This is a genomic window from Rhodococcus sp. IEGM 1305, assembly GCF_030058635.1.
In the GTDB taxonomy this organism is placed as follows: domain Bacteria; phylum Actinomycetota; class Actinomycetes; order Mycobacteriales; family Mycobacteriaceae; genus Rhodococcus_F; species Rhodococcus_F opacus_D.
Genome location: NZ_JASHKX010000029.1, coordinates 1 through 24,552, shown reverse-complemented (window position 1 = coordinate 24,552; position 24,552 = coordinate 1). Strand labels below are relative to the sequence as shown.

Annotated in this window: 26 protein-coding genes; 21 read left to right on the top strand and 5 right to left on the bottom strand. The window is 67.8% G+C overall.

Annotated features, from left to right (window positions below):
• Window positions 1-94: 94 nt before the first annotated feature.
• From QM693_RS28230 to QM693_RS28220, 3 genes are all read left to right on the top strand, one after another.
• Complete coding sequence (locus QM693_RS28230) at window positions 95-1,372, top strand: MFS transporter (RefSeq protein WP_283353964.1); 1,278 nt, start codon at window positions 95-97, stop codon at window positions 1,370-1,372.
• Between the two features lie 91 nt (window positions 1,373-1,463).
• Window positions 1,464-1,940: a VOC family protein gene (locus tag QM693_RS28225; protein ID WP_283353963.1), complete on the top strand. Its 477-nt coding sequence runs from the start codon at window positions 1,464-1,466 to the stop codon at window positions 1,938-1,940.
• A 26-nt stretch (window positions 1,941-1,966) separates the two neighbouring features.
• On the top strand, window positions 1,967-2,359 hold the full coding sequence (locus QM693_RS28220; RefSeq protein ID WP_283353998.1) for a VOC family protein: 393 nt from the start codon (window positions 1,967-1,969) through the stop codon (window positions 2,357-2,359).
• Here QM693_RS28220 and aztA read toward each other — a convergent pair.
• Window positions 2,340-2,975, bottom strand: coding sequence for a zinc ABC transporter ATP-binding protein AztA (gene aztA / locus QM693_RS28215; protein WP_283353962.1), 636 nt, complete (start codon window positions 2,973-2,975; stop codon window positions 2,340-2,342). The two genes, QM693_RS28220 and aztA, sit on opposite strands and share 20 nt — an antisense overlap.
• Before the next feature lie 18 nt (window positions 2,976-2,993).
• Here aztA and aztB point away from each other — a divergent pair, with 18 nt between their 5' ends.
• From aztB to aztD, 4 genes are all read left to right on the top strand, one after another.
• Window positions 2,994-3,848 carry a zinc ABC transporter permease AztB gene (gene aztB, locus QM693_RS28210; RefSeq protein WP_283353961.1) on the top strand — a complete coding sequence of 285 codons (855 nt, stop codon included), beginning with the start codon at window positions 2,994-2,996 and terminating at the stop codon, window positions 3,846-3,848.
• 13 nt (window positions 3,849-3,861) lie between these two features.
• Complete coding sequence (locus QM693_RS28205) at window positions 3,862-5,136, top strand: ABC transporter (RefSeq protein ID WP_283353960.1); 1,275 nt, start codon at window positions 3,862-3,864, stop codon at window positions 5,134-5,136.
• Between the two features lie 5 nt (window positions 5,137-5,141).
• Complete coding sequence (gene aztC / locus QM693_RS28200; RefSeq protein ID WP_283353997.1) at window positions 5,142-6,053, top strand: zinc ABC transporter substrate-binding protein AztC; 912 nt, start codon at window positions 5,142-5,144, stop codon at window positions 6,051-6,053.
• Window positions 6,054-6,119: 66 nt separating this feature from the next.
• Window positions 6,120-7,283, top strand: coding sequence for a zinc metallochaperone AztD (gene aztD, locus QM693_RS28195; protein ID WP_283353959.1), 1,164 nt, complete (start codon window positions 6,120-6,122; stop codon window positions 7,281-7,283).
• 16 nt (window positions 7,284-7,299) lie between these two features.
• On the opposite strand, the gene QM693_RS28190 is transcribed toward aztD, so the two are convergent.
• On the bottom strand, window positions 7,300-7,719 hold the full coding sequence (locus tag QM693_RS28190) for a carboxymuconolactone decarboxylase family protein (protein WP_283333693.1): 420 nt from the start codon (window positions 7,717-7,719) through the stop codon (window positions 7,300-7,302).
• Window positions 7,720-7,889: 170 nt separating this feature from the next.
• Here QM693_RS28190 and QM693_RS28185 point away from each other — a divergent pair, with 170 nt between their 5' ends.
• Complete coding sequence (locus QM693_RS28185) at window positions 7,890-8,258, top strand: MmcQ/YjbR family DNA-binding protein (protein ID WP_283353958.1); 369 nt, start codon at window positions 7,890-7,892, stop codon at window positions 8,256-8,258.
• Here QM693_RS28185 and QM693_RS28180 read toward each other — a convergent pair.
• Window positions 8,248-9,111, bottom strand: a complete 864-nt coding sequence (locus QM693_RS28180; RefSeq protein ID WP_283333691.1) for a LysR family transcriptional regulator — start codon at window positions 9,109-9,111, stop codon at window positions 8,248-8,250. The genes QM693_RS28185 and QM693_RS28180 overlap by 11 nt on opposite strands.
• Before the next feature lie 170 nt (window positions 9,112-9,281).
• On the opposite strand from QM693_RS28180, the gene QM693_RS28175 reads away from it, so the two are divergent.
• From QM693_RS28175 to QM693_RS28165, 3 genes are all read left to right on the top strand, one after another.
• Window positions 9,282-10,133, top strand: a complete 852-nt coding sequence (locus QM693_RS28175) for a sugar phosphate isomerase/epimerase family protein (protein WP_283353957.1) — start codon at window positions 9,282-9,284, stop codon at window positions 10,131-10,133.
• Window positions 10,134-10,162: 29 nt separating this feature from the next.
• A complete protein-coding gene (locus QM693_RS28170) occupies window positions 10,163-10,933 on the top strand; it encodes an SDR family NAD(P)-dependent oxidoreductase (RefSeq protein WP_283333689.1) in 771 nt (256 codons plus the stop codon).
• A 73-nt stretch (window positions 10,934-11,006) separates the two neighbouring features.
• Entirely contained in the window at window positions 11,007-12,332 is a 1,326-nt protein-coding gene (locus QM693_RS28165) for an MFS transporter (RefSeq protein WP_283353955.1), read from the top strand.
• Between the two features lie 19 nt (window positions 12,333-12,351).
• On the opposite strand, the gene QM693_RS28160 is transcribed toward QM693_RS28165, so the two are convergent.
• Window positions 12,352-13,704: a TIGR01777 family oxidoreductase gene (locus tag QM693_RS28160; protein ID WP_283353954.1), complete on the bottom strand. Its 1,353-nt coding sequence runs from the start codon at window positions 13,702-13,704 to the stop codon at window positions 12,352-12,354.
• Window positions 13,705-13,763: 59 nt separating this feature from the next.
• Between QM693_RS28160 and QM693_RS28155 the strand changes: the two genes are divergently transcribed.
• Window positions 13,764-15,245 (top strand): SDR family oxidoreductase, encoded by a 1,482-nt coding sequence (locus QM693_RS28155; protein ID WP_283353953.1) that lies wholly within the window; start codon window positions 13,764-13,766, stop codon window positions 15,243-15,245.
• Here the strand turns inward: QM693_RS28155 and QM693_RS28150 are convergent.
• Window positions 15,224-15,826 carry a lipocalin family protein gene (locus QM693_RS28150; RefSeq protein WP_283353952.1) on the bottom strand — a complete coding sequence of 201 codons (603 nt, stop codon included), beginning with the start codon at window positions 15,824-15,826 and terminating at the stop codon, window positions 15,224-15,226. The two genes, QM693_RS28155 and QM693_RS28150, sit on opposite strands and share 22 nt — an antisense overlap.
• Window positions 15,827-16,031: 205 nt before the next feature.
• On the opposite strand from QM693_RS28150, the gene QM693_RS28145 reads away from it, so the two are divergent.
• From QM693_RS28145 to QM693_RS28105, 9 genes are all read left to right on the top strand, one after another.
• Window positions 16,032-16,697 (top strand): fasciclin domain-containing protein, encoded by a 666-nt coding sequence (locus QM693_RS28145; RefSeq protein WP_283333684.1) that lies wholly within the window; start codon window positions 16,032-16,034, stop codon window positions 16,695-16,697.
• Between the two features lie 172 nt (window positions 16,698-16,869).
• Window positions 16,870-17,517 carry an alpha/beta fold hydrolase gene (locus tag QM693_RS28140; protein WP_283353951.1) on the top strand — a complete coding sequence of 216 codons (648 nt, stop codon included), beginning with the start codon at window positions 16,870-16,872 and terminating at the stop codon, window positions 17,515-17,517.
• Window positions 17,510-18,850, top strand: a complete 1,341-nt coding sequence (locus QM693_RS28135; RefSeq protein ID WP_283353950.1) for an NAD(P)/FAD-dependent oxidoreductase — start codon at window positions 17,510-17,512, stop codon at window positions 18,848-18,850. Before QM693_RS28140 ends, QM693_RS28135 begins: the two co-directional genes overlap by 8 nt.
• Window positions 18,847-19,587, top strand: coding sequence for a DUF1365 domain-containing protein (locus tag QM693_RS28130; protein ID WP_283353949.1), 741 nt, complete (start codon window positions 18,847-18,849; stop codon window positions 19,585-19,587). The genes QM693_RS28135 and QM693_RS28130 overlap by 4 nt, the downstream gene beginning before the upstream one ends.
• Complete coding sequence (locus QM693_RS28125) at window positions 19,584-20,966, top strand: class I SAM-dependent methyltransferase (protein WP_283353948.1); 1,383 nt, start codon at window positions 19,584-19,586, stop codon at window positions 20,964-20,966. Before QM693_RS28130 ends, QM693_RS28125 begins: the two co-directional genes overlap by 4 nt.
• Window positions 20,963-22,273, top strand: coding sequence for a class I SAM-dependent methyltransferase (locus tag QM693_RS28120; RefSeq protein ID WP_283353947.1), 1,311 nt, complete (start codon window positions 20,963-20,965; stop codon window positions 22,271-22,273). The genes QM693_RS28125 and QM693_RS28120 overlap by 4 nt, the downstream gene beginning before the upstream one ends.
• The gene (locus QM693_RS28115; protein WP_283353946.1) at window positions 22,270-23,070 is read left to right on the top strand and encodes a DUF1295 domain-containing protein; all 801 of its coding nucleotides are present in this window, start codon (window positions 22,270-22,272) and stop codon (window positions 23,068-23,070) included. The genes QM693_RS28120 and QM693_RS28115 overlap by 4 nt, the downstream gene beginning before the upstream one ends.
• A gap of 98 nt (window positions 23,071-23,168) precedes the next feature.
• Window positions 23,169-23,747: a sigma-70 family RNA polymerase sigma factor gene (locus tag QM693_RS28110; RefSeq protein WP_011595276.1), complete on the top strand. Its 579-nt coding sequence runs from the start codon at window positions 23,169-23,171 to the stop codon at window positions 23,745-23,747.
• Window positions 23,740-24,477, top strand: a complete 738-nt coding sequence (locus QM693_RS28105) for an anti-sigma factor (RefSeq protein WP_283333678.1) — start codon at window positions 23,740-23,742, stop codon at window positions 24,475-24,477. Before QM693_RS28110 ends, QM693_RS28105 begins: the two co-directional genes overlap by 8 nt.
• Window positions 24,478-24,552: the final 75 nt, after the last annotated feature.

Here is a 24,552-nt window from a genome sequence, read left to right as displayed (position 1 = left end):
CAACTATGGCGCGCCACACAATAAGTCCGCGTATAGAACTAGGGTTCGCATCGCGAACAACCCGCGCACATCACCGCCGAACGTCGAGGACACCATGACCACTTCCCAACGAAGCGCCGCCCGCGCCTCCACCGCCCTCTGGGTAGCGCCCCTCTGCTGGGTAGCCGTACTGCTCGACGGTTTCGACCTAGTGGTCCTCGGCGCCGTCATCCCTTCCCTCCTCGACTACGAGGACTGGGGGCTCTCGACAGGAACGATCACGTTCATCTCGACTTTCGGCCTGGTCGGCATGACGATCGGAGCGCTGGTCATCGGGACGCTGACCGACGTCATCGGACGCCGGCGCGCCCTTCTGTATGCCGTTGCGGCGTTCTCCGTTCTCACGCTCCTCTGCGCCGTGGCGCCCAATCCGTTCTTCTTCGGACTGTTCCGCTTCCTCGCCGGAGTCGGACTCGGCGGCGCACTGCCGACGGCGCTGGCCCTGGTCAACGAGTTCTCGAAGAGGCAGGGCGGCGGTTCCGCGTCGACGCTGCTGATGACCGGATATCACGTGGGTGCCGTCGCAACCGCTGCGCTGGCGATCGTGCTGATCGAACCGTTCGGCTGGCGTTCGATGTTCGTCGTCGGCGCCCTGCCCGCCGTGGTCCTGATTCCGCTGATGCTGCGCTACCTCCCCGAGTCCCCCTCGTACCTGCTGGCACACGGCAAGCGCGCCGAGGCCGAGGCCGTCGCGAAGCAGTACGGCCTGGAACTGGAGGCTGCACCCGCCGCCGACGCTCCCGTCGCGGCCTCGGCCAACCCGGTGCGCGCCCTGTTCTCGCGCCCGTTCCTGCGCAACAGCATCGCCATCTGGGTCACGTCGTTCATGGGACTGCTGCTCGTCTACGGTCTCAACACGTGGCTGCCGACGATCATGCGCGAGGCGGGCTACAACCTCGGCGCGTCACTGACGTTCCTGCTGATCCTCAACGCGGGCGCGGTGGTCGGACTGCTGATCGCGGGCGGCGTCGCCAACAAGATCGGCCCGCGCACCGCGGCCATCATCTGGTTCGCGGGCGCCGCGGTGTTCCTCGCCCTGCTCAGCGTCAAGGTGTCGTTCGGCATCTACGCCCTGGTGTTCCTCGCCGGCTGCTTCGTGTTCAGCGCACAGGTTCTCGTCTACGCGTTCACGAGCGCGAACCACCCGCCGCAGATCCGCGCCACCGCGCTCGGCTGGTCGGCCGGTGTGGGCCGGGTGGGCGCGATCTGCGGTCCGATCCTCGGCGGCGTCCTGCTGGGCGCGGGCTACGCGGTGCCGTGGGGCTTCTACGCATTCGCCCTGGTAGGGCTGTTCGGAGCGATCGCCATCTCGTCCACCCGGACGGTGCGCTGAACTCCTGACAGCCGTCCGATGAGTTTCGGGCGTGGGCGCGGTCTATATCGGCGAGGATGAATCGACGAGGACCTGCGAGAGGAACTGCGCCATGAAACCCATCACCCCCTGCCTCTGGTTCGACACCCAAGGCGAAGAGGCCGCGAAGTTCTACACGTCGCTGTTTCCGAATTCGCGGATCACGGAGGTCACCCACTACGGTCCGAACACTCCCGGTCCGGAGGGGGCGGTGTTGACAGTGTCCTTCGAGATCAACGGGCAGCCGTTCATCGCGCTCAACGGGGGCCCGCAGTTCACGTTCGACGAGGCCATCTCCTTCGAGATCCTGTGCAAGGATCAGGCGGAAGTGGACCGGTACTGGGACGCCCTCACCGGCGACGGCGGTGAGGAGAGCCAATGCGGTTGGGTCAAGGACCGTTTCGGCGTCTCCTGGCAAGTGGTGCCCGAGCGGCTGTACGAACTCATGCGCGACCCGGACACCGAGAAGGCGCAGCGCGCCATGCAGGCCATGCTGCAGATGCGCAAACTCGACGTCGCCGAACTCGAGAAGGCGTTCGCGCAGGCGTGATGCCTGCCGACGAGAAGGTGGACGGCATGAGCGCGGACGGCAAGACCCACATCAACGGGGTGCACACCGTTGCGGTCCCCGTGACCGATCAGGATAGGGCGCTCGAATTCTATGTGGGCGCACTCGGTTTCGAACGCCGCATGGATGCGGAGTTCAGCCCCGGACAGCGGTGGGTGGAGGTGGCGCCACCGGGATCGGCGACGTCGATCGCGCTCGTGCCCGCACGCGACGGCGTCCCCGCGGGCGTCGAGACGGGCATCCGACTGACCACCTCGGACGCCGACGCCGACCATGCGACCCTGTCGGCGAACGGCGTCGACGTGGACGCGGAGGTGCTGCGGATGGGCGACTACGTGCCGCCCATGTTCTACTTCCGTGACCCGGACGGCAACAAACTGGTCATCGTCGAAGTGGGGTGAGCTGCACCCCCGACGACAGGGTCAGCACCTGGTCGGCGCGTTCCGCGTCGCAGGATTCGTGTGTGGCCACGACGACGGTCGCACCGCGCGCGGCCTCTTCGCCGACGACGTCGCCGATCACCGCGCGGGCTTCCGCGTCGAGACCGGTGGTCGGCTCGTCGAGGAGTAACAGGTCGCCGCGTTGCACGAGCGCCTGCGCGAGCAGGGCACGTTGACGCTGGCCGCCCGACAGTGTGCCGATCCGCCGCCGGCCGAGGTCTGCGAGACCGAGCCTGCCCAGCGCCTCGTCGACGGCCTCCCGGTCGCCGGGAGTGAGCCGTCGCCACAAGCCACGCCGGCGCCAGGCTCCCATGGCCGCCACCTCGCGCACGGTCAGCGGTAGCTGATCGCTCACCGCATTGCGTTGCGGCACATATGCCGTGCCCAACCCCTTCGTGCCGTCGATCCGTCCCGCCGTCGGTCGCGCGATGCCGGCCAGGCACTGCAGGAGCGTCGACTTCCCCGAACCGTTGTGCCCCACGACGGCCGTGACGGTACCCGGCGCGAGCCGGGCGCTCACACCGTTCAACGCCGGGGTCGGGCCGTACCGAACCTCAATTTCGCTTACGACAATCATTATCGTTAGATTAGCAGAGTGCAGTGGCTACTCGACCCCCTGATGGTGTCCTTCGTCCGGCGTGCGCTCTTCGCGGGAATGCTGGTGTCCGTGCTCTGCGGGCTGGTGGGCACGTGGGTCGTGTTGCGCGGCATGGCCTTCATGAGCGAGGCCATCTCGCACGGCATGCTGCCCGGCGTGGCCGTCGCCTATCTCGCCGGCGTGAATCTCCTCGTCGGCGCGGCCGCGAGTGCGGTCGTCATGATCCTCGGCGTCGCCTGGGTGTCGAAGAACTCGCGACTGTCCGAGGACACCGGGATCGGCCTGTTGTTCGTCGGCATGCTCGCGCTGGGTGTCGTGATCGTCTCGCGTGCAAGGTCGTTCGCGGTCGATCTCACAGCCTTCCTGTTCGGTGACGTCCTGTCGGCGACACGAGGAGATCTGATCTGGCTCGCGGCGGCGGCCGCGGTCGCCGGGATCGTCTCGGTGATCGCGTACCGCCCGTTCGTCGCCCTCGTCTTCGACGAACGCAAGGCCCACACCCTGGGCCTGCAGCCGCGGTGGGCGCACCTCGCACTGCTCGCTCTGGTGGTCCTCGCGGTGGTCGCGTCGTTCCGCATCGCCGGCACCCTGCTCGTGTTCGGTCTCCTCGTCGCCCCGTCCGCCACCGCAGCACTGTTCGGCAGGTCGATCGGCGCGACGATGACGATTGCCGTGCTCCTCGGCTGGTCCGCCACGTTCGCCGGGCTGATCGTGTCGTGGAATGCCGACACCGCTGCGGGCGCGACGATCGCCGGAATCGCCGTGCTCCAGTTCTTCGTCGCGGCCCTGGCCCGGTCGGCGGCGCGACGACTTCGGCCTGCCCTTCGGCCCACCCCGATACCCGTTCGATAGATGGAGACCATGAATGCCGAACACCACCCTCGCCCGCGCAGCAATTGCCGCGGTCGCCGCGCTGGCCCTCGGAGCCTGCGCATCTCCACAGGAGGAGGCCGCGTCCCCCGACGGCCGGAGTCAACCGGGTAGCGACCTTGCCGCCGAGGCCGGATCCACCGAGGTCGACGGGCCCGAACCCCGGCTCGTCGTGTCGGACGCCGACTCCGGCCGGGTGGACGTGCTCGACCTCGCTTCGGCAGAGAGACTCCATTCGTTCGAGTTCGACAATCCGGCGCGGGTGACGACGGTGAAGGACCGCTACGCGTTCGCCGTGGACGGCGACGGTGGCGCGGTGCATGTTGTGGACGCCGGTTCCTGGACCATCGACCACGGTGACCACACCCACTCGTACACCAAACCGCCGGTCGAACTCGGCGCCCTCGAGGGTGGCAAGCCGGGGCACGTGATCGAAGGCGACGACAAGGTGGCGACGTTCTTCGACGGCGACGGACTCGCCCGCGTGATCGATTTCGCCGCCCTCCGCAAGGACAGCATCGACGTCGGGGCCGTCGTGGACGCCGACGCACCGCACCACGGCGTCGCCCTGCCGATCGCTGACGGTTTTGTGGTGTCGCACTCGGCCCCGGACGGAAGCGATTCCCGCCCCGGCACGTTCGAGGTCCACACCGCGGACGGGGAGGTCCGGCAGAGCTTCGACACCGCCTGCCCGAACATGCACGGCACGGCGGTGTCCGACACGAACGTGCTGGCCGCGTGCGACGACGGACTGTTCCTCGCGACCACCGCGGCCGGGGCGTGGACGTCGGAGAAGGTTCCGTACCCGGCAGGCATCGGCGCCGCCACCCGACCCACGTCGTTCCGCGGACACGACGGCCTGCCGATCCACGTCGCCGCCGCCGGACCCGCTGCCACCAACGACGGGGTGCTGGTCTTCGATGCCCGCACCCGCGGGTGGACGCACGTCCGGACGCCGGATCGCGCGCTGAGCGTCGCACTGGCGGGCGACGGTCGCTCCGTGTTCGCGGTCCTCGCGGACGGCACCTTCCGCGTGTACGACACGACGACCGGCGCGGAGACCGCGTCCTCGCACGTGCTGGCCGCCCCCTACGACGGGAGCGACGGGTCCGCGCCCCTGCCTGCCGTCGTCGTCGGCGGCACCCGCGCATACGTCTCGGATCCCGCATCGAAGACGGTGACCGAGATCGACTTCCGGGACGATGCGCGGGTGGCGCGGACTCTCGACGTCGGTGTCGCCGCGTCCACCCTCGGCGTGGTGGGGCTGTGACCGGGATGCGGCGCCTGCTGCCGCTGACCCTGCTGGCCGCACTCGCGGCGCTGTCCGTGACGGCGTGTTCCCCGGGCGCCTCCGACGGACCGGTCGTGGTCGTGACCACGAACATTCTGGGTGATGTGGTGCAGAACGTCGTCGGCGACGAGGCCGACGTGATGGTGCTGATGCCGAGAGGCGCCGATCCCCATTCGTTCGAGATCTCCGCGTCGGACGCCGCGCGGGTGGAGCGCGCCGACCTCCTCGTGTCGAACGGTCTCGGACTCGAGGAGGGAATCGGCAAGACCGTCGACACCGCACACTCCGAGGGAGTTCCGATCCTGCAGGTCGGTGAGGCCGTGCGGCCGATCGAGTACCGTTCCGGAAAGTCCACGGGCACCCCGGATCCGCACATCTGGACCGATCCGGACCGGGTACGCGAGGCCGTTGCACTGATCCGCGACGCGGTGATCGACCACGTGCCGGAGATCGACGCGGGGGCCGTCCGCCAGAACTCGGACAGCTACGCCCGGCAACTCGAAGAACTCACCGCCCGGATGACGGACAGATTCGCGGCCGTCCCCGCAGACCGGCGAAAGCTGGTGACCAATCATCACGTCTTCGGTTATCTGGCCGAACGTTTCGGCTTCGACACCGTGGGGGCGGTGATTCCCAGCGGGACCACCCTGGCGTCGCCCAGCGCGTCGGACCTCTCGGACCTCGCCGCGACGATCACCGCGTCGCGGGTTCCCGCGATCTTCGTCGACTCCTCCCAGCCCGATCGGCTCGCGCAGGTCTTGGCCTCGGAGGCCGGTGTTCCCGTCGACGTCGTCTCGCTGTTCACGGAATCACTGGGCGAAAACGGCTCGGGCGCGGGCACGTACATCGAGATGCTGGATTCGAACTCCCTGGCGATCGCGGAGGGGTTGAAATAGCGATGCATTCACACATGCACACTTCCGACTTTGACAACCGTTTGCAATAAGAGTTAATTCTCCTGGGTGACCCTTACGCGTAGACCTCTCCCCACCGCCGTTGCCGCCGTGGCACTCTCGGCAACACTGCTCACGTCCTGCTCCACCGACTCCGGCACGGCCGAAGCGACCACCACCGACTCGGCCACACCGCGGCTGGCACTGAGCTACGACGGCGGCGTGCTGGTTCTCGACGCGCAGAGCCTCGACGTGGTCGGTTCGGCCGAGGTGGACGGATTCACCCGGCTCAACCCCGCAGGCGACGACCGGCACGTGCTGGTCAGCACCGGAAACAGTTTCACCGCCCTCGACACCGCCGAACCCGCCCTCACCGACGTCGCGTTCGAGGCGAAGACGCCCGGACACGTGGTCCGGCACGACGGCAAGACCGTGTTGTTCGACGACGGCACCGGACTGGTGCGCGTGTTCGATCCGGCCGGACTCTCCGAAGGCACACCCGACACCACCGAGTTCACGACGCCGGAGGCGCATCACGGAGTGGCCGTGGAACTCTCCGACGGCAGCCTGCTCACCACCGTCGGCAACGAGGACGAGCGCACCGGCATCGTCGTACTCGACCGCGACCGCAAGGAGATCGCGCGCAACGAGGACTGCCCCGGTGTGCACGGTGAGGCCGTCGCCGCCGGCGAGACGGTGGTCGTGGGATGCCAGAACGGCCTGCTGATCTACCGGGGCGGCGTCATCACCAAGGTCACCAGCCCGGACCCCTACGGGCGCATCGGAAACCAGGCCGGCGACGAGGATTCACCGATGATCCTGGGCGACTACAAGACCGATCCCGACGCCGAACTCGAACGCCCCGAACGGGTCTCGCTCACCGACACCGCCACCGGACAACTCACCCTCGTCGACCTGGGCACCAGCTACACGTTCCGCTCGCTCGGTCGAGCCCCGCACGGTGAGGCCCTCGTCCTCGGCACCGACGGCGCCGTGCACGTGATCGACCCGAACAGCAAGGCGGTCAGCCGCACCGTCGACGTCCTCGATCCGTGGACGGAGCCGGACAAGTGGCAGTCGCCGCGGCCCGCGCTGTACGTGCAGGACCACACCGCCTACGTGACCGACCCCGCGAACAAGAAGATCCACGCGATCGACCTCGACACCTGGACCGTATCCGGGCAGGCCGACCTGCCGGAGACCCCGAACGAGATCACCGGCGTCACGGGCTGATTCGCTTACCGCGGCGTCAGTCTTCGGTTTCCAGCGGTCCCAGTTCCGCGTCGAGCGCCTCCTGCACCACCGCCATCGCCGACAACCCGGCGGGGGCGCCGCAGTAGGCGCTCGCGTGGATCACCGCCTCGACGATCTCGGTGCGGGTCAGACCGTTTCGCAGTGCACCCCGCACGTGGCCCTTCAGTTCACCGTGCGCACGCAGCGCGATGAGCATGCCGAGGTTGAGGAGGCTGCGGCTGCGCCGGTCCAGCCCCGGCCGGTTCCACACGGCGTCCCAGACGTGCTCGGTGACGAACTCCTGCAGCTGTTCGCTGTCGGTCCCCGCCGTGCGAGTGAGTGCCCGCTCGACGAAGTCGGGGCCCATCACCTCACGCCGCACCGTCAGCCCCGCCTCGACGGCCGGACTCCGCTTCCCGGGTTCTTCACTGGTCATGGGTTCACTCCTGTTCACAGCGCCTACGTGTTCGGGAGTCACTCTACGATTCGACGACGGAGTGCCCGCCTGCCTCGGACCATCGCGTCTCCGCGCCCACCACGGTCCGGGCTGTCGGTGATCCGGGATATAAAGGTCCCGGACCACCGACCCGCTGCCCAGGAGCTGTGATGCCCACCGAACACGACGTGCGCGCGATGATGCTGGCGTTGCCGGAGGCGCACGAGGTGGTGATCGCCAACTGGGGCGACCAGCCGACGTTCCGCGTCCGCAAGAAGATGTTCGGTCTCGTCGGTTACGGCGCCCCCACCGTCTGCCTCAAAGCGACGAAGGAAACGCAGGCGGCCCTGCTGCAGGAGGATCCCGACGTCTTCCTGGTCGCACCGTTCTTCGGGCGGTGGGGCTGGATCGACGTCGTCCTCGACCGAGTCGACGCCGAAGAACTGGCCGAACTCGTCGAGGAGGCGTGGCGTCTCACCGCCCCGAAGCGGGTCGTGGCGGCGTACGACGCCGCGGCGGGCCTGCATTTCAGGACATGATGGCTGTCGTCACGTCGCCGACCACCGCCCTCGTGTGCCGCTGACACACCAGCCACGTCGTCATTGCCAGCGGCAGCTCGGTCAGCGGTCGCCAGGGCCACCCCGGCATCTGTTTCTCCGCCGTGTACCGGCTCACCAGCACAGCGTCCGCCTTCGCGGCAGCCGCACCGGCGAGCGCGTGCTCGACGAACTGCGCGAACTGCCAGTACGGCCGGATACCGGCCTCCACCGCCGCGCCGATCAACCCGTCCTGCTGCGTGGGAACCTGGTCGCGGGAATGGACGAGCACCCGGAGCCCATCGAGATCCCGCAGCGAGCAGGATTCTGCAGACGCCAGGGTGTGGCCGGGGCGAACGGCGAGCCCAAACGGCTCTTCGCGGAGTTTCCACGACGAGCAATCACTGGGCGGTGATTGGTGCACCATGCACAGGTCGAGTCGCCCTTCCCGGAGCATCCGCAGTTGGTTCGTGCTGTTCGCCTCGACGAGTTGTAGCGCGCATCCGGGCACCTCGTCGTCGAGGCGGCCGACCATGCTCACGAGCCATTCGCTGGACGTACCCGGTGGGACGCCGATCGTGACGACTTCCCGGATCTCGGTCGCGCCGGACACCACTTCCTGGGTTGCAGCCTCGAGCGCCAGCAGTTGTCGTGCGTGCTGGAGGAGTGCCTCGCCCGCGACGGTCGGAGTGGCGCCACGTGCCGTTCTGTCGAACAACGCCTGGCCGAGTTCCCTCTCCAGCGCCTGCACCTGCCGGCTGAGGGACGGTTGAGAAATCCGCAACCGCTCCGCAGCGCGGTTGAACGATCCTTCTTCGGCTATAGCCAAGAAGTAATGAAGATGGCGAAACTCCACGGTCGGTTTCCTCCACTGCAGGCGTTCGACCAGGATACGACACCGGCTATGCCTACTGCGTATAGCTGGTGTGCTCAACAGGGCTTGGACAATCCCTGTGAGGGCGGTCTCTAATGGAACGAAGCCGAGGGCGAGTCACCCTCAGATGCCGCTCACACTCAAGGAGACCGATGAAGCTCGGGGTCTACTCAGCTTGCCTACCTTCCCTGGTTCCGCCCGAAGCGATCGATGCGGCGGCAGCGGCGGGCTACGCAGGCATCGAATGGCGCGTCGCGAGTGACATCGGTTCTTCCGGCCACCCGCATTTCCTCACCAACAATCGCTGTACCGTCGCTCCCGACAGCCGGTCCGTCGCGGACATCTGCACGCGGACACGTGCTGCGGACTTGGAGGTCGTCGCGCTCAGCCCGTACATCGACTCCGGCGACGTTGCGGGGGTCCAGGAGATGATGCGGTTCGCGCGAGCGAATTCGGTGCCGAGCATCCGGTTGCGCGCCCCGTGGATGGATGACCGCGGGTTTCACCGACTGTTCGCGGAAGCGCGGAAGTTCTTCGACCACGTGTCTACCCTGGCCGGGCACTACGGGGTCCGGGCGCTCCTCGAGATCCACCAACGCTCGATCTGCCCCAGTGTCTCGCTCGCGCATCAACTCGTCGGCCACTTGCCGCCCGATCGAGTAGGAGTGATCTACGACGTCGGAAATCTCGTGGTGGAAGGGTACGAAGACCATCGCATGGCCCTGCAGATTCTCGGCGACCACCTCTCCCACGTCCACGTCAAGAACGCTCACTACGTCAGGCCGGCAGGCGGCGGGGTATGGACCCACCGGTGGTCGCCGATGGACGACGGCGTCGCCGACATCCCCCGGGTTCTCCGCCTCCTCACCGAAGCCGGCTACCGCGGGTGGGTGTCCGTCGAAGACTTCAGCGATTCCCGGCCCGTCCACGAACGACTGCGCTTCAACGCGCAGTTCCTGCGGCAACATGCCGACTTCGAAACTCCAGTCCCCCAGCCACTCTGATCCACACATCACATCTCGACAGGACGATCATGAACGAATACCACAACACCCCGGTTTCAGTTGTGACCGGAGGCGCAGGGGCCCTCGGCTCGGCGATCAGCCGCCGATTCGCGCAGGGCGGTGACACCGTGATCCTCCTCGACAACAACGCGGATGCCGTGCGGGCCGTTGCCCGGACGCTGTCGGACGAGACCGGCGCACAGGTTCTCGGATGGGTCGTAGACATCGCCGACGAGGAATCGATCCGCCTCGCCGTCAAGCGAATCGACGAAGATTTCGGGCGGTTGGACCGCCTCGTGAACAATGCGGCGATCAACCCGCGCGCACGGCTCGCGAACGTCGACGACGCCGAATGGGACACGGCGATGGCAGTGAACCTTCGCGGTCCGATGTCGCTGTGCCGGAGTGCCGTTCCGATCTGGTCTCGCACCGGGTCGGGACGGGTCGTCAACATCACCTCACGAACCTGGCTGAGCGGCGGACCCACCGCCTATGTCACCTCCAAGGCCGGAGTCGTCGGCCTCACCCGCTCCCTGGCAGTCGAGCTCGGTCCCCTCGGTGTCACCACCAACGCCGTCGCGCCCAGCATGGTTGTCACGCCCTTCACCCAGGGTGGGCGCACAGACGACGAATTCGCGCTGTTCGTCGACAGACACACCAGGATGTCGCCTCTCGGCCGTCTCGCGACAGCCGACGACATCGTCGACGCCGTCGAGTTCCTCACGTCCGACAGGGCCACGTTCATCACCGGCGAAGTGCTGCACGTGTGCGGCGGCGCCCAACTCGCGGCGGCGCCGTGACGCGCTCGCCTCAGTACCCACACCACCCCTGCCTCGCCTTCACCGGGTAACAAGCCAAAGGAACACACTCCACATGCCCTCACCCGAACGCCCCCACCCCGACGATCCGACTCCTCAGCCCAGCAAGAAGATGGCCCGCAGGGCAGCACTCGGAAGTTTCCTCGGCAGCGTCGTCGAGTACTACGACTTCTTCGTCTACGGCACGGCCGCGGCCCTGGTCTTCGGCAAGATCTTCTTTCCCAACAGTGATTCCGCTGCCGGCACACTGGCATCGCTCGCCACATTCGGGGCCGCCTACATCGCGCGACCGCTCGGGGCCCTGCTCTTCGGGCACGCCGGCGATCGGATCGGCCGCAAGAACGTCCTCCTCTTCACATTGCTCCTCATGGGCGCGTCGACCTTCGCCATCGGGCTGCTGCCCACCCATGCGACCATCGGCGCCGCAGCGCCCGCCCTCCTCGTCGTATGCAGGCTCCTGCAGGGAATTTCTGCCGGCGGCGAGCAGGTCGGGGCCAGCCTGCTCACCATGGAGCACTCCCCCGAGAAGAGTCGCGGCTTCTACACGAGTTGGCTCCTCAACGGCGCCGCCACCGGTTCGATCCTGGCGACCTTGATCTTCATCCCCGTGGGAGCGTTGCCCGAGGAGCAGCTTCTCACCTGGGGATGGCGTATCCCGTTCCTCCTCAGCTTCGTCATGGTGTTCATCACCCTCCTGGTGCGGCGCGGGGTGGACGAGTCCCCCGAGTTCGTCGAAGCCGAAAAGGAGGATGCTGTATCGGAATTCCCCGTGACCACGCTCCTCCGCACTCAGCTGCGCGCGACCGTGATCGTCTTCGTCGCGGCCTTCAATACGGTCATCTCGACGATCGTGATCGTCTTCGGCCTGTCGTACGCGACACAGGAACACGGTGTCGATCGGTCCACGATGCTCACGGCGATCGCCGCCAGCCAAGTGGTCGCGCTGTTCTTCCATCCGCTGTTCGGATTCATCGCGGACCGGATCGGCCGGAAAGTGGTGTACGTCAGCGGCTGTCTGCTGTGTGCCGTGGGGGTCTTCGCGTTCCTCGGCGCGATCTCCACCGGCAGTACGGTACTCATCGTCATCGCGACGGTGGGACTCAAGGGCGTCGTGTACTCGGCTCCCAATGCCCTGTGGCCGTCGTTCTTCGCCGAGATGTTCACGCCGAACGTCCGTTACACCGGTGTCGCTGTGTCAACCCAATTGAGCTTCCTGCTCACCGGCTTCGCACCCACGATCTGCTACGCCCTGATCGGCGGCGACGACAACTGGGTCCTTGCCGCCTCGGCAGTTGCGGGTATCTGCGTTCTCGCCGCGGCGGCGGCCCGGATCTCCACCAAGGCCCGAGTGGAGAGCCGGCAGGTACTGGCGCACACCTGATCCACGCGGTTGCGCTGCGTCACCCCTCGTCGGCCTTGAACCGCCCGAGCTGGTGGCGCAGCGCCGTGTCGAGGTCGGGGCGCCGGAACCGGTGACCGCGGTCGAGGAGCTTGCCCGGGGCGACGCGCTGATCGGCGAGGGCGAGTTCGCGCGCACCCTGCTCTCCGAGCAGGAGCTTCGGCCCGAAATCGGGGACCGGGAGGAAGGCCGGACGGTGCAGTACCGACGCCAGGACTGCGGTGTACTCCTCGTTGCGAACCGGATTCGGCGCCACCGCGTTGACCGGACCGCTCAATCCCGAATCGACGACGGCGCGATGGTAGACGCCGATCAGATCGTCGATGTCGATCCACGACAGCCACTGCGTTCCGGCACCGAGACGACCTCCGAGTCCGACCTCGAACAGCGGCCGTTGCAGGCGCAGCACGCCACCGCTCGGCGACTGGACGATCCCGGTGCGGACGTGCACCACCCGCAGTCCGGCGTCGGCGGCAGGCTTCGCCGCGTCCTCCCAGTCCGCCACGACGTCGGCGAGGAAGCCGTCGCCCCGCGGGTCCTGCTCGTGCAGCACCTCGTCGCCGCGGTCGGGGCCGTAGTACCCGATCGCCGACGCACCGACGAAGATCTTCGGTCCCTGCCCGGACGCTGCCGCCACTTCCGCCAGCCGACGGGTGGGCTCGATGCGACTGTCCCTGATCGCCCGGCGGTGACCGTCGGTGAACCGTCCCGCGATGGACGCGCCGGCGAGGTGGATCACGGCGTCGACTCCGTCGAGCAGGTCCGCGGCAGGAGCGTCCGGGTTCCAGCGCCGCTCGTCGGGTGTGCTGGGCGCGCGGCGCACGAGCCGGATCACTCGGTGCCCGCCGGTGCTCAGGAACGCAGTGAGGGCGGAGCCGACCAGACCGGAGCTCCCCGTCACGGCGATGGTGAGGGGGCCGGGCAGGAGTGTGGACGCCCAGTGGTGCCGGTCCATGTCGTCGGCGAGCTGGCGGTGCCGGTAGACGAACGTCGAGCGGAGGAAGTGGCCGGGCACGATGGTGTCGACCCGGTCGGTGACCCGGGTCCGGCCCTCGGACACGACGTCGAACGTGTGCGTGTGCCGCCACGGCACCAGCAGGCGCAGCGGCAGCGCGGCCGAATAGTCGACGAACCGGTGCGGGGGGTCGTACTCCTTGGCGTCGTGCTGCGCGATCCACGTCAGTCCGCCGGGTAGGCGCAATTCTGCACGACCCGATTTCAGAGACTCGGATTCCTTCGCGAGACTCAGTGGCTGCCACGGCGGTGAGAGCCGGGTGAACGCCCCGGCCCTCGTGTGCCAGGCGAACAACTCGTCCCGCGAGGCCTCGACCACACTCGAATGCACGATGCCCATGACCCGACCTTAGCCGCGATGGCGGGCGAGGCGGTGACAACGACGAGTAGCGTGTGGGAATGACGCAGTTACGTGTACTGGTCACCGGTGCCACCGGATACATCGGCGGACGCCTCGCTCCCCGGCTCTCGCAAGCCGGCTATCGGGTGCGGGTGCTGGTGCGTTCACCCGAGAAACTGACCGACGTCCCGTGGGCGTCCGACGTCGAGATCGCCCGCGGCGACCTGAGCGATCCCGAATCCCTTTCTGCCGCTTTCACGGACGTGGACGTCGTCTACTACCTCGTGCATTCGATGGGTGGTTCGGACGAGTTCGAGGAGGCCGAACGCGTCAGCGCGGAGAACGTGGCCGAGGCTGCCCGCACGTCCGGTGTCGGCCGGATCGTCTACCTCGGCGGGCTTCATCCCGACTCGGTGGACCTCTCTCCGCACCTGCACTCCCGCACACAGGTGGGGCAGATTCTCGTCGACTCCGGTGTTCCCACAATGGTTCTGCAGGCCGGGGTCGTCATCGGCTCCGGTTCTGCGTCGTTCGAGATGATCCGCCACCTCACCAACCGGCTCCCCGTGATGACCACCCCGCGGTGGGTGAACAACAAGATCCAGCCGATCGCGGTCCGCGACGTGCTGCACTACCTCGTCGCCGCAGCGGAGGCACCGTTGCCGCGCAGCCGCACCTTCGACATCGGCGGCCCCGACGTCATCCGCTACGGCGAGATGATGCAGACATACGCCGAGGTCGCCGGTCTCCGTCAGCGTCGCATCCTCGTCCTTCCGGTGCTGACCCCGAAGCTCGCCGGTCTGTGGATCGGCCTGGTCACCCCGATCCCCCGCTCGCTCGGGCGGGCCCTGATCGAATCCCTGCAGAACGACGCCGTCGCCTCCGAGCACGACATCGACGACGTCATCCCACCGCCGAAGGCAGGCCTGACCACGTACCGGAACGCCGTGCGACTGGCGTTGCGGCGCATCGACAACGGCGAGGTGGAGACGACCTGGGCCAGTGCGTCCCCGGTCGGCGCCCCGTCCGATCCGTTGCCGTCCGACCCGGATTGGGCCGGTGAGGTCGTCTACACCGACGAACGCACCAAGGACTGCGACGCGGACGCCGGAACGCTGTGGAGCGTCGTGGAGAGCATCGGCGGTGAGAACGGCTGGTACTCGTTCCCCCTCGCGTGGTCGGTGCGCGGCTGGCTCGACCGCGTGGTCGGCGGTGTCGGTCTCACCCGCGGACGCCGGAACCCGAAGCAGCTCAACACCGGCGACCCCCTGGACTTCTGGCGGGTCGAACGCATCGACCGGGGGTCCCTGCTACGACTGCGCGCCGAGATGCGGGCACCGGGCGGGGCGTGGCTCGAATGGCGCGTCCACAGTGTGGATTCCGACCGGTCCCGACTCGATCAGCGGGCCATCTTCTTCCCGAAAGGCCTCGCCGGAAGGCTGTACTGGTACTCCATCATGCCGTTCCACGGAATCATCTTCAAAGGCATGATGGAGAACATCACCGGCTCCGCTGCCCGTCAGACCGTGCAGAGCGGCTGAATAGCCTCTCGGCCACCGGTGGTCGGGGACGTCAGCAGCAGGCACGAGTTGTAGCCACGCGATTCCACCACCTGCCGGATCTGCTTCCATCCCACGTCGTCGACCGCCGGGTTGCGGGAGAGGACGAAACCCGAAGCCCGTGCCGGGTCACCGACGAGCGCCCACGAGTAGTCGTCGGCGATGTAGGTGACCACATAGTTGGTGGGACCGTCCGGTGAACTCTGGAACGGCACGTCCGGGAAACTCACGTGGAGTTGCGCATTGGTGACCGGGTCGTTGACACGCGCATTGCCGTTGATTCCGTTCGTCCCTCCCGCCCAGGTGGTGCACGAGTTGGCGACGCTGACGTTCGACGAGTCCACGAGTCCGTACGTCGCCCTGGTGTCCCGCGCGCAGTCCAGGTTGAAGGGCTGTGGCACAGCGGCCAACTGATACCACGTGCCGAGGTACCGCGGCACGTCGAGGGACGGGACTGGTGCGAGCGCACCGGGCTGAGCCTGCGCCGGGCTCGCCGCCAGCACCACGGCCGCAGCGGCGGCCAGCAGTCCTGCGGCGAATCCACGAGCCTTCGAGAGTGTCATCTCGGGTCCTTTCACGATCATGCGTCGACGAAACGGGCAACCTGAACGGAGTGCCTGTGCAGCACCCTCTCTCGGGACATTCGACGCCACTTCCGGATCGGATGGGTCGATCCGGGACAACCTTCGACCCATCCGTTCCGGAGACCGCTCCGAATGCCTGTCGATGGTGCTCATCCGCACCCACACCGGAGAGAGGCAATAACCCATGAACATCAGCACACGAGTTCTGGCAGTCGCAGCGAGCACGTCCCTCGTCCTGCTGGGCGCAGCGTGTTCGTCGGACGACAGCGACTCGTCGAGCAGCGGCTCCGCCTCGGAGGCGATGACGTCCGAGTCGATGTCGTCCGGTTCGATGACCTCGTCCGCGATGGCCGATCCCGCCGCCAACCTGGTCGGTCCGGGCTGCGCCGAGTACGCGAAGACGGTGCCCGACGGTGCCGGTTCGGTCAGCGGCATGGCGCAGGATCCGGTCGCGACCGCCGCGTCCAACAACCCGCTGCTCACCACCCTCACCGCCGCCATATCCGGTCAGCTCAACCCGCAGGTCAACCTGGTGGACACGCTGAACAGCGGACAGTTCACGGTGTTCGCGCCGGTGGATGCCGCGTTCGCGAAGGTCGACCCGGCCACGATCGAGACCCTCAAGACCGACCCGGCGCTGCTCACCAAGGTCCTGACCTACCACGTGGTCCCCGGCCAGATCGCGCCGAGTGACATCGACGGCCAGCACACGACCGTCGAGGGTGGCACGGTCACTGTCACCGGTTCGGGCGACGACCTGAAGGTCAACGACGCCGGCGTCATCTGCGGTGGCGTCCAGACCGCCAACGCCACGGTGTACCTGGTCGACACCGTCCTGATGCCCCAGTAAGCACGCTCGTCTCAGAGTTCTCCGTGCCCGGCGGCATCGGTCCCACACCGATGCCGCCGGGCTCTTGCGTGCTCCCACGTGAGTGCCACGGTGTGCTCGAGCACGCTTCGCCACTCACGTGAGCGGGTGCGGGTCCGCCCATCCGACGCAAAGTCAGCTCCGAATAACGGTTATGGAGAAAGGCTCACCCACCGCCCCGGCGTACGTGCTCGTACTGCCCGGCGGCAAACCACGCAGTCAGGCACCCTCGCGGTGCTGGCATCTGTCGAATCTGCGCATGACCTGGATGGCCTGGTCTCTGAGGTCGAGGCTCGGGCGGCACGGAATCGTCGTGGAGCGGTTGCAGTACCGGGTCCGCGGATGGAACGCCCCCGAGGCCAGCCCGGTGCACGACGCCCGGCAAGCCGTCGAACGGGCCCGGCTGCGGTTCGGGGACGTCCCCGTCGCCGTCGTCGGGCATTCGATGGGCGGCCGCGTCGCCGCCCACCTCGCCGCCCTCGACAACGTCCGGGCGATCGCCGCGCTCGCACCCTGGTGGCCCGCGTCCGACGGCGAACTGGTGCCCGCCGACCGCAGCCTGATGGTCGCGCACGGAACCGCCGACCGCTGGACGGATCCCACAGCTTCCCGGGTCCAGACCGAGCAGGCGCTGGCTCGTGGGGTGAACGCCTCGTGGATTCCCCTGACGGGAGCCGGACATTTCATGCTCGCCCGTCCGCGCTGGTGGCATCGCATCACCGCCGATTTCGTTCTCGACGCCTTCGCCGCGGAAGGTGTCGTCGCCGCACCGACTGACCGGAAAGCAGGTCGCCATGCATGATTCGGAGAAGCTCGAACGCAGGAACGTCGCGGTGATCGGCAGCGGCGTCGCAGGGTTGACCGCCGCCTACGTTCTGTCCCGCCACGACCGCGTCACCCTCTACGAGGCCGACGCCCGTCTCGGCGGCCACGCCCACACCCACCATCTGACGCTCGACTCGGGCGCAGAAGTGGACGTCGACACGGGCTTCATCGTGCACAACGACCGCACCTACCCCACGCTGCTGCGCCTGTTCGCCGAACTCGACGTGACCACCCAGGATTCGGACATGTCGATGTCGATCCGATCCGATGCGAGCGGGCTCGAATACGCAGGCGCGAAGGGGATCCGCGGGCTGTTCCCCACCGCCCGCACCCTGGCCCGGCCGCGGTATTGGCGGATGCTCGGCGAGGTCCTCCGGTTCCACCGTTGTTCCCGTGCCGTGCTCGACACCCCGGTCGACGAGGCCGGCGGGCAGGAACCGCTGGGCGAGTTCCTGAGCCGCAACGGTTTCAGCCCGTACTTCGTCGAGAATTTCATGACTCCGCTCGTCGCGGCGGTGTGGTCGTGCGATCCCACGGCAGCGGCGCACTACCCCGCCCGCTACCTGTTCACTTTTCTCGAGCACCACGGAATGCTCACCGTCTTCGGATCACCCACGTGGCGCACCGTGACGGGCGGCTCGGCTCGCTACGTCGAGAAGGTGGCGGCGCACCTCGACGAGATACTTCTCGGCACCCCCGTGCAGCGGGTGGAACGCACCCAGGACGGCGGCGCGTGCGTCGTCGACGGCAGCGGCGACGTCCGGTACTTCGACGCCGTGGTGGTGGCCGTTCACCCCCGTCAGGCACTCGCCCTGCTCGGCGACGCCTCGGACCTCGAGATCGAGATCCTCGGCGACATGCCGTACTCGGTGAATCACGCCCAGCTGCACACCGACGAGTCGCTGCTCCCCCGCGCGGAGAACGCCCGGGCCTCGTGGAACTACCTGACTCCCGCCGACAGCACGGACGCGACGGGCGTCATCGTCACCTACGACATGACCCGGCTGATGCGCCTGAACACCGTGCACGACCGGCGGTTCCTCGTCACGCTCGGCGGGAAGCACCTCGTCGACCCGTCGACGGTCGTCGCCGAGATGACGTACGAGCACCCCGTCTACACCCCCGAATCCGTGGCGGCACAGTCGCGGCTGAGCGAACTCGGCTCCGGCACATTTGCTTTCGCGGGCGCCTACCATGGCTGGGGGTTCCACGAGGACGGGGCACTCTCGGGCCTGCGCGCCGCCGAACGGATCGGCGGCTCGTGGGATACACATGCCGGACGACACCGCGACCGGGAGACGGTGTCATGACCGCGCCGGCGATCTACTCGACGACGATCCGGCACGCCCGCACCGAACCCGTCCGCAACAGTTTCCAGTATTCGAGCTACAGCTGGTACGTCGACGTCGACGACCTTCCACACCTGCCCGGGTGGCTCGGCCCGTTCGCCCGCTTCCGCGCCGAGGACCACTTCGAGCCGGTCCCCGGTGCCGCCGCGGACACGCTGCGCGCCAGGGTGGATGCGTTCCTCGCCACCCACGGAATCGACCTCGGCGGCGGGACGGTGACGGCGCTCCTGAACGCGCGGGTGCTCGGGTACGTGTTCAACCCGCTCAGCGTGTACTGGTGCCACGACGTCGACGGCAGCCTCCGCTGTGTGATCGCCGAGGTACACAACACCTATGGTCAGCGGCACAGCTACCTGATCCGACCCGACAGCCGCGACCGTGCCGAGGTGGACAAGCAGTTCTACGTCTCCCCGTTCAACGACGTGAGCGGCCGTTACGAGATGTGGTTCCCCGAGCCCGGCGACACGCTCTCGCTGAACGTGGTACTCCACCGGGACGGGCACGCCCCGTTCACCGCGACGGTGCGGGGAACGCGGCAGCCCGCCACCCACCGCACGGTCCTGAGGACCCAACTACGCACTCCCCTGGCACCTCTCGTGGTGTCGGTTCGCATTCGCATCCAGGGGATCACTTTGTGGGCCCGCGGACTCCCCGTCGCGGCTCGGCCCGACGGCCGGCAGAAGGAGACAGTTCAGTGAGAAGGAACAAGGACACGGACATGGACGCATCGCCTGCCGTCAGTACCGCCGACCTCGCGTTCACCGTCGAGGATCCGCGGATCGACAACCGGATCTGGCCCGGCCTGGCCGACGTGCCGACCGGTCTGCGTGCCTCGCTGTCGGCGAAGATTGCCGACCGCCTGTTCCGCCGCGCGGCCGCCGACCTCGACGTCCGCATCGAGTACCCCGACGGCACCCTGGTTGGGGCGCGCCGGGAACAGGAGATCCTGCCGCGCATGATCATCCGCAACCCGGATGCGTTCGCCCGGCGGGTCGGGACGAGCGGCCTCATCGGTTTCGGCGAGTCGTACATGGCCGGCGACTGGACGTCGCCGGATCTCGCCGCGGTGCTGAGCGTGTTCGCCTCACGGATGGCGACCCTCGTTCCCCGCCCGCTGCAACGGTTGCGCGCACTCTATGTCGCCAAACACCCCGCCCAGGAACGCAACACCGAGCAGAACACCCGCTCCAACATCTCCCGGCACTACGACCTGTCCAACGAGATGTTCGAGACGTTCCTCGACGAGACGCTGACGTACTCGAGCGCACTGTTCGCGTCGACGCCGACCCGGGTGGGGCAGGTACGGGACGTGACGGTCCTGCGGGCACCCGTCCCACAGATCACCCCGAAGTGGGAGGATTTCGCGGACGCGCAGCGCCGCAAGATCGATCGGCTGCTCGACGAGGCCGGCGTCGGTGCGGGCACCAGGCTGCTCGAGGTCGGGACGGGCTGGGGAGAACTGTGCATCCGGGCGGCGGAACGCGGCGCCGTGGTGCGTTCGGTGACGCTGTCCAGCGAACAGCAGAGCCTGGCCCGCCTGCGCGTCGCCGAGGCCGGCCACTCGGACACCGTGCAGATCGACCTGCTCGACTACCGCAACGTCGACGGCGAGTACGACGCCATCGTGTCGGTCGAGATGATCGAGGCTGTCGGACATCAGTACTGGGCCACCTACTTCCGGGTGCTCGACAAACTCCTCGCTCCGGGCGGAAGGGTGGCGCTGCAGGCGATCACCATGCCGCACGATCGGATGCTCCAGACCCGCAACACCTACACCTGGGTGCACAAGTACATCTTCCCGGGCGGTTTCCTCCCGTCGACCGAGGCGATCGAATCCGTCACCGCCGAACACACCGCGCTACGGGTGCGGGAGCGACTGAGCATGGGACAGCACTACGCGGAGACGCTCCGGCTGTGGAAGGACCGGTTCGCCGCGCACAGCGCGCAGGCGGAGGAACTCGGATTCGACGAGACGTTCCGTCGCATGTGGCATTTCTACCTCTGCTACTCCGAGGCCGGGTTCCGCTCCGGCTACATCGACGTCCAGCAGTTCGTCCTCGACAAGACGGGAGCATGACCGTGACCGTTGCCGCCGAACTCGACAAGGCGTTGCGTCCGCTCGTCCGCGGGGAATTGCCCGTTCATCTGACCGCGTGGGACGGCAGTACCGCCGGCCCGGTGACGGCGCCGAAGGTGGTGCTGCGCAGTCCCGACGCCCTGCGCCGATTGCTGTGGAGCCCCGGGGAACTCGGGGCCGCACAGGCCTACGTGACGGGTGAGATCGACGTCGAGGGCGACCTGGGCGAGGCCCTGGCACATGTGTGGGCGGTGGCGCGCGAGCGAGGTCTCAGCGGAGTCCGGCCGAGCCCGTGGACGGTCGCGAAGGTGTTGCGCGTCGCCGCGAAGCTGGGTGTCACGGGCGGGCCGCTTCCCGCACCCGCCGCACAGGCGAACATCCGCGGACGGCTGCACAGCATGCTGCGCGACCGCGCCGCGATCAGTCACCACTACGACCTGTCCAACGATTTCTACGCGCTGATCCTGGACCCGCAGATGGCCTACTCGTGCGCCTATTTCACCCGGAATGCGCCGGGAACGCCGCAGGATTCGGACTACGGACTCGAGGACGCCCAGCGGGACAAGCTCGACCTGGTGTGCCGCAAGATCGGACTCGAAACCGGCATGCGACTGCTCGACATCGGATGCGGCTGGGGATCGCTGAGCCTCCACGCCGCGGCCGAATACGGCGCACACGTCGTCGGTGTCACCATCTCCCGTGAGCAGAAAGTGTTCATCGACAAGCGGATCGCCGAGCGCGGTTTGCAGGACCGCGTCGAGATCCGTCTGCAGGATTACCGCGAGGTCCCCGACGGCCCGTTCGACGCCGTCGCGTCCCTCGAAATGGGTGAGCACGTGGGCGAGAAGAACTACGCCCGGTACGCGCAGGCCCTCCACGACAACGCGAAGCCCGGTGCGCGGGTGCTGATCCAGCAGATGTCGCGCACCGGACGCCATCCCGGCGGCGGCCCGTTCATCGAGTCGTTCATAGCTCCCGACATGACCATGCGTCCCGTCGGTGAGAGCGTCGCGTACCTCGAACGAGCCGGGCTCGAGGTGCGCGACGTGCACGGTCTCCGTGAGCATTACGTCTGGACCGTCGACGCCTGGCTGGAGAAGTTCGAGTCCCGCTGGGACGACGTCGTCGAGATGGTCGGGCTCGAGATGGCCCGGGTGTGGCGGCTGTACCTCGTCGGCGGCGCGATGAGCTTCGAGCAGGGCCGCATGGGTGTCGATCAGATCCTGGCCGTGAAGCCGACCGCGGCGGGTCGGTCGATGATGCCTGCCGTGCGGGTCGACTCCGCGGGATCCGGCGTGCTCCGATGAACGGGATCGACTGGTCGGACTTCGGCGCCGTCACCGCGGCGAGCGTTCTCGTGCTCGCCGTCCTCCAGGCCGCGACGTTCCTCGTCGGGCGGCGGATCGGACGCTACAACGTCGTCGATGTGTCCTGGGGCCTCGGTTTCGTCCTGGTAGCGCTCGTGGCCGCCGTCGTCGGCGACGGCGACGCACTGCGCCGCTGGCTGGTGGTGGTGCTCGTCGCGGTGTGGGGTCTGCGACTGACCTGGCACATGTACGCCAAGTCCGCGGGCAAGGGCGAGGACCCGCGCTACGTGGAGATGCTCGACCGGGCGGGCGGCGACTCGCCCTGGGTCGTCGTCAGGAAGATCTTTCTCACCCAGGGACTCGCGCAGTGGTTCGTCTCGCTGCCGCTGCAGGTATCGGCCGTACTCGGTCCCGCATCCGGCCTCGGCGCGGTCGTCGCGGTGCTCGGAGTCCTCCTGTGGGTGGTCGGTGTCGTGTTCGAAGCGGTCGGCGACCACCAGTTGAAGGTGTTCAAGGCGGACCCGTCCAACAAGGGCGTGATCATGGACGTCGGCCTGTGGGCGTGGACGCGGCACCCGAACTACTTCGGCGACTCCTGCGTGTGGTGGGGACTCTGGCTCATCGCGGCCAGCGTGTGGCCCGGCGCCGTCACCGTGCTGTCTCCCGTGGTCATGACGTACTTCCTGGTGTTCGCGACCGGCGCGCGACTGCTCGAGAAGACGATGTCGCAGCGTCCCGGCTACCCCGAATACCAGCAGCGCACCAGCTATTTCCTCCCCTTGCCGCCGAAGCGGTGAGTGCCATGCCGGCATCGCTCGCATCCCCTCGGATCCCATCGTGGTCACACCGGCCGCAACCTGCTATTAGGCTGTGGATCGATGAACGGAATGGGCCGATGACCGGTGTCGACAGGGACACGGAGAACGTGACGCTGACGGCGTTGCTGGCGCGTATCGCGCAGGGCGAGCGGGATGCCTTCAGCGACTTCTACGAACGCACCAGCGCGCGGGTGTACGGCATGGTGCTGCGGGTCCTGCGCGATCCCGGATACAGCGAGGAAACCACCCAAGAGGTGTACCTGCAGGTCTGGAACAACGCGGACAAATTCGATCCGAAGCAGGGGTCGCCGCTGTCGTGGCTGATCACCCTCGCTCATCGCCGTGCCGTCGACCGGGTGCGGTCGGAGCAGTCCGGCACCGAACGGGAAGCCGCCTACGGCGCCTCGAGTTGGTACGGACCGTTCGACGCGGTGTCGGAGGAAGTCACCCGACGCGGCGACACCAGCGACGTCGTCGACTGCCTCGGCACGCTCACCGAAGTCCAGCAGAGAACGGTGGTCCTCGCCTATTACGGGGGCCTGACGTACCGAGAGGTGTCGGAGCGGCTGTCCGTGGCGCTTCCGACGGTGAAATCACGAATTCGAGACGGATTGATCAGGCTCAAGCAATGTCTGGGGGTGCAGTTCGATGGATGAGTCCCAGCACGAAATCCTCGACCTCGCCCAGGTGTACGCCCTCGACGCCGTCGACGATCAGCAGCGCCGCGAGATCGACACCGCGGTCCAGAGCGCACCGCCCGACGTTCGCCTCGAATTCGACACCACCGTCCGCGGTGTGCACGAGACGATGGCCGCCCAGTCGGCGTCCACCGCGGTCGAGCCGCCCGCTCACCTGCTCGGGCGCATCCTCGATGCGCTGCCCGGCACCGCCGCTTCGCCCGCACCGATAGCGCTGGACGAGGTTCGTGCGCGCAAGCGCAGGCGCCTCGTGGCGGCGTTGAGCGCGGCGGCAGCGGTGATCGTCCTCGCCGTGGGTGGTATCACCGTCGCCCAGCAGTTGCAGAGCGAGGACGGCCAACCCGTGCCCGCTCAGATCCTCGCGGCCGACGACGTCCGCACGGCGGTCGCACCGATCGCCGGTGGCGGTTCGGCCACCGTCGTGTACTCCAAGGACGTCGACGCCGGAGTGCTGGTGATGAACGACGTCCCGCCGCCCGCACCGGGTTCGGTGTATCAGATGTGGCTGCTCGGACCGTCACACGAGCCGGTGTCCGCCGGAATCATGGAAGCCGATGACGTGTCACCGTCGACCACCGCGGTCGTGAACGACATCGACCAGTCCACGGAACTTGGATTCAGTGTGGAACCGCCCGGCGGTTCCACCCAGCCGACCGGCGACATCTTCGCGACGGTGAACCTCACCTGACACGTGAGTGGCGAAGCGTCCCCCGGGACGGGTAGCCCCGCACCGTGGGGGGGGGCCGGTCACGCGTGGGCGGCG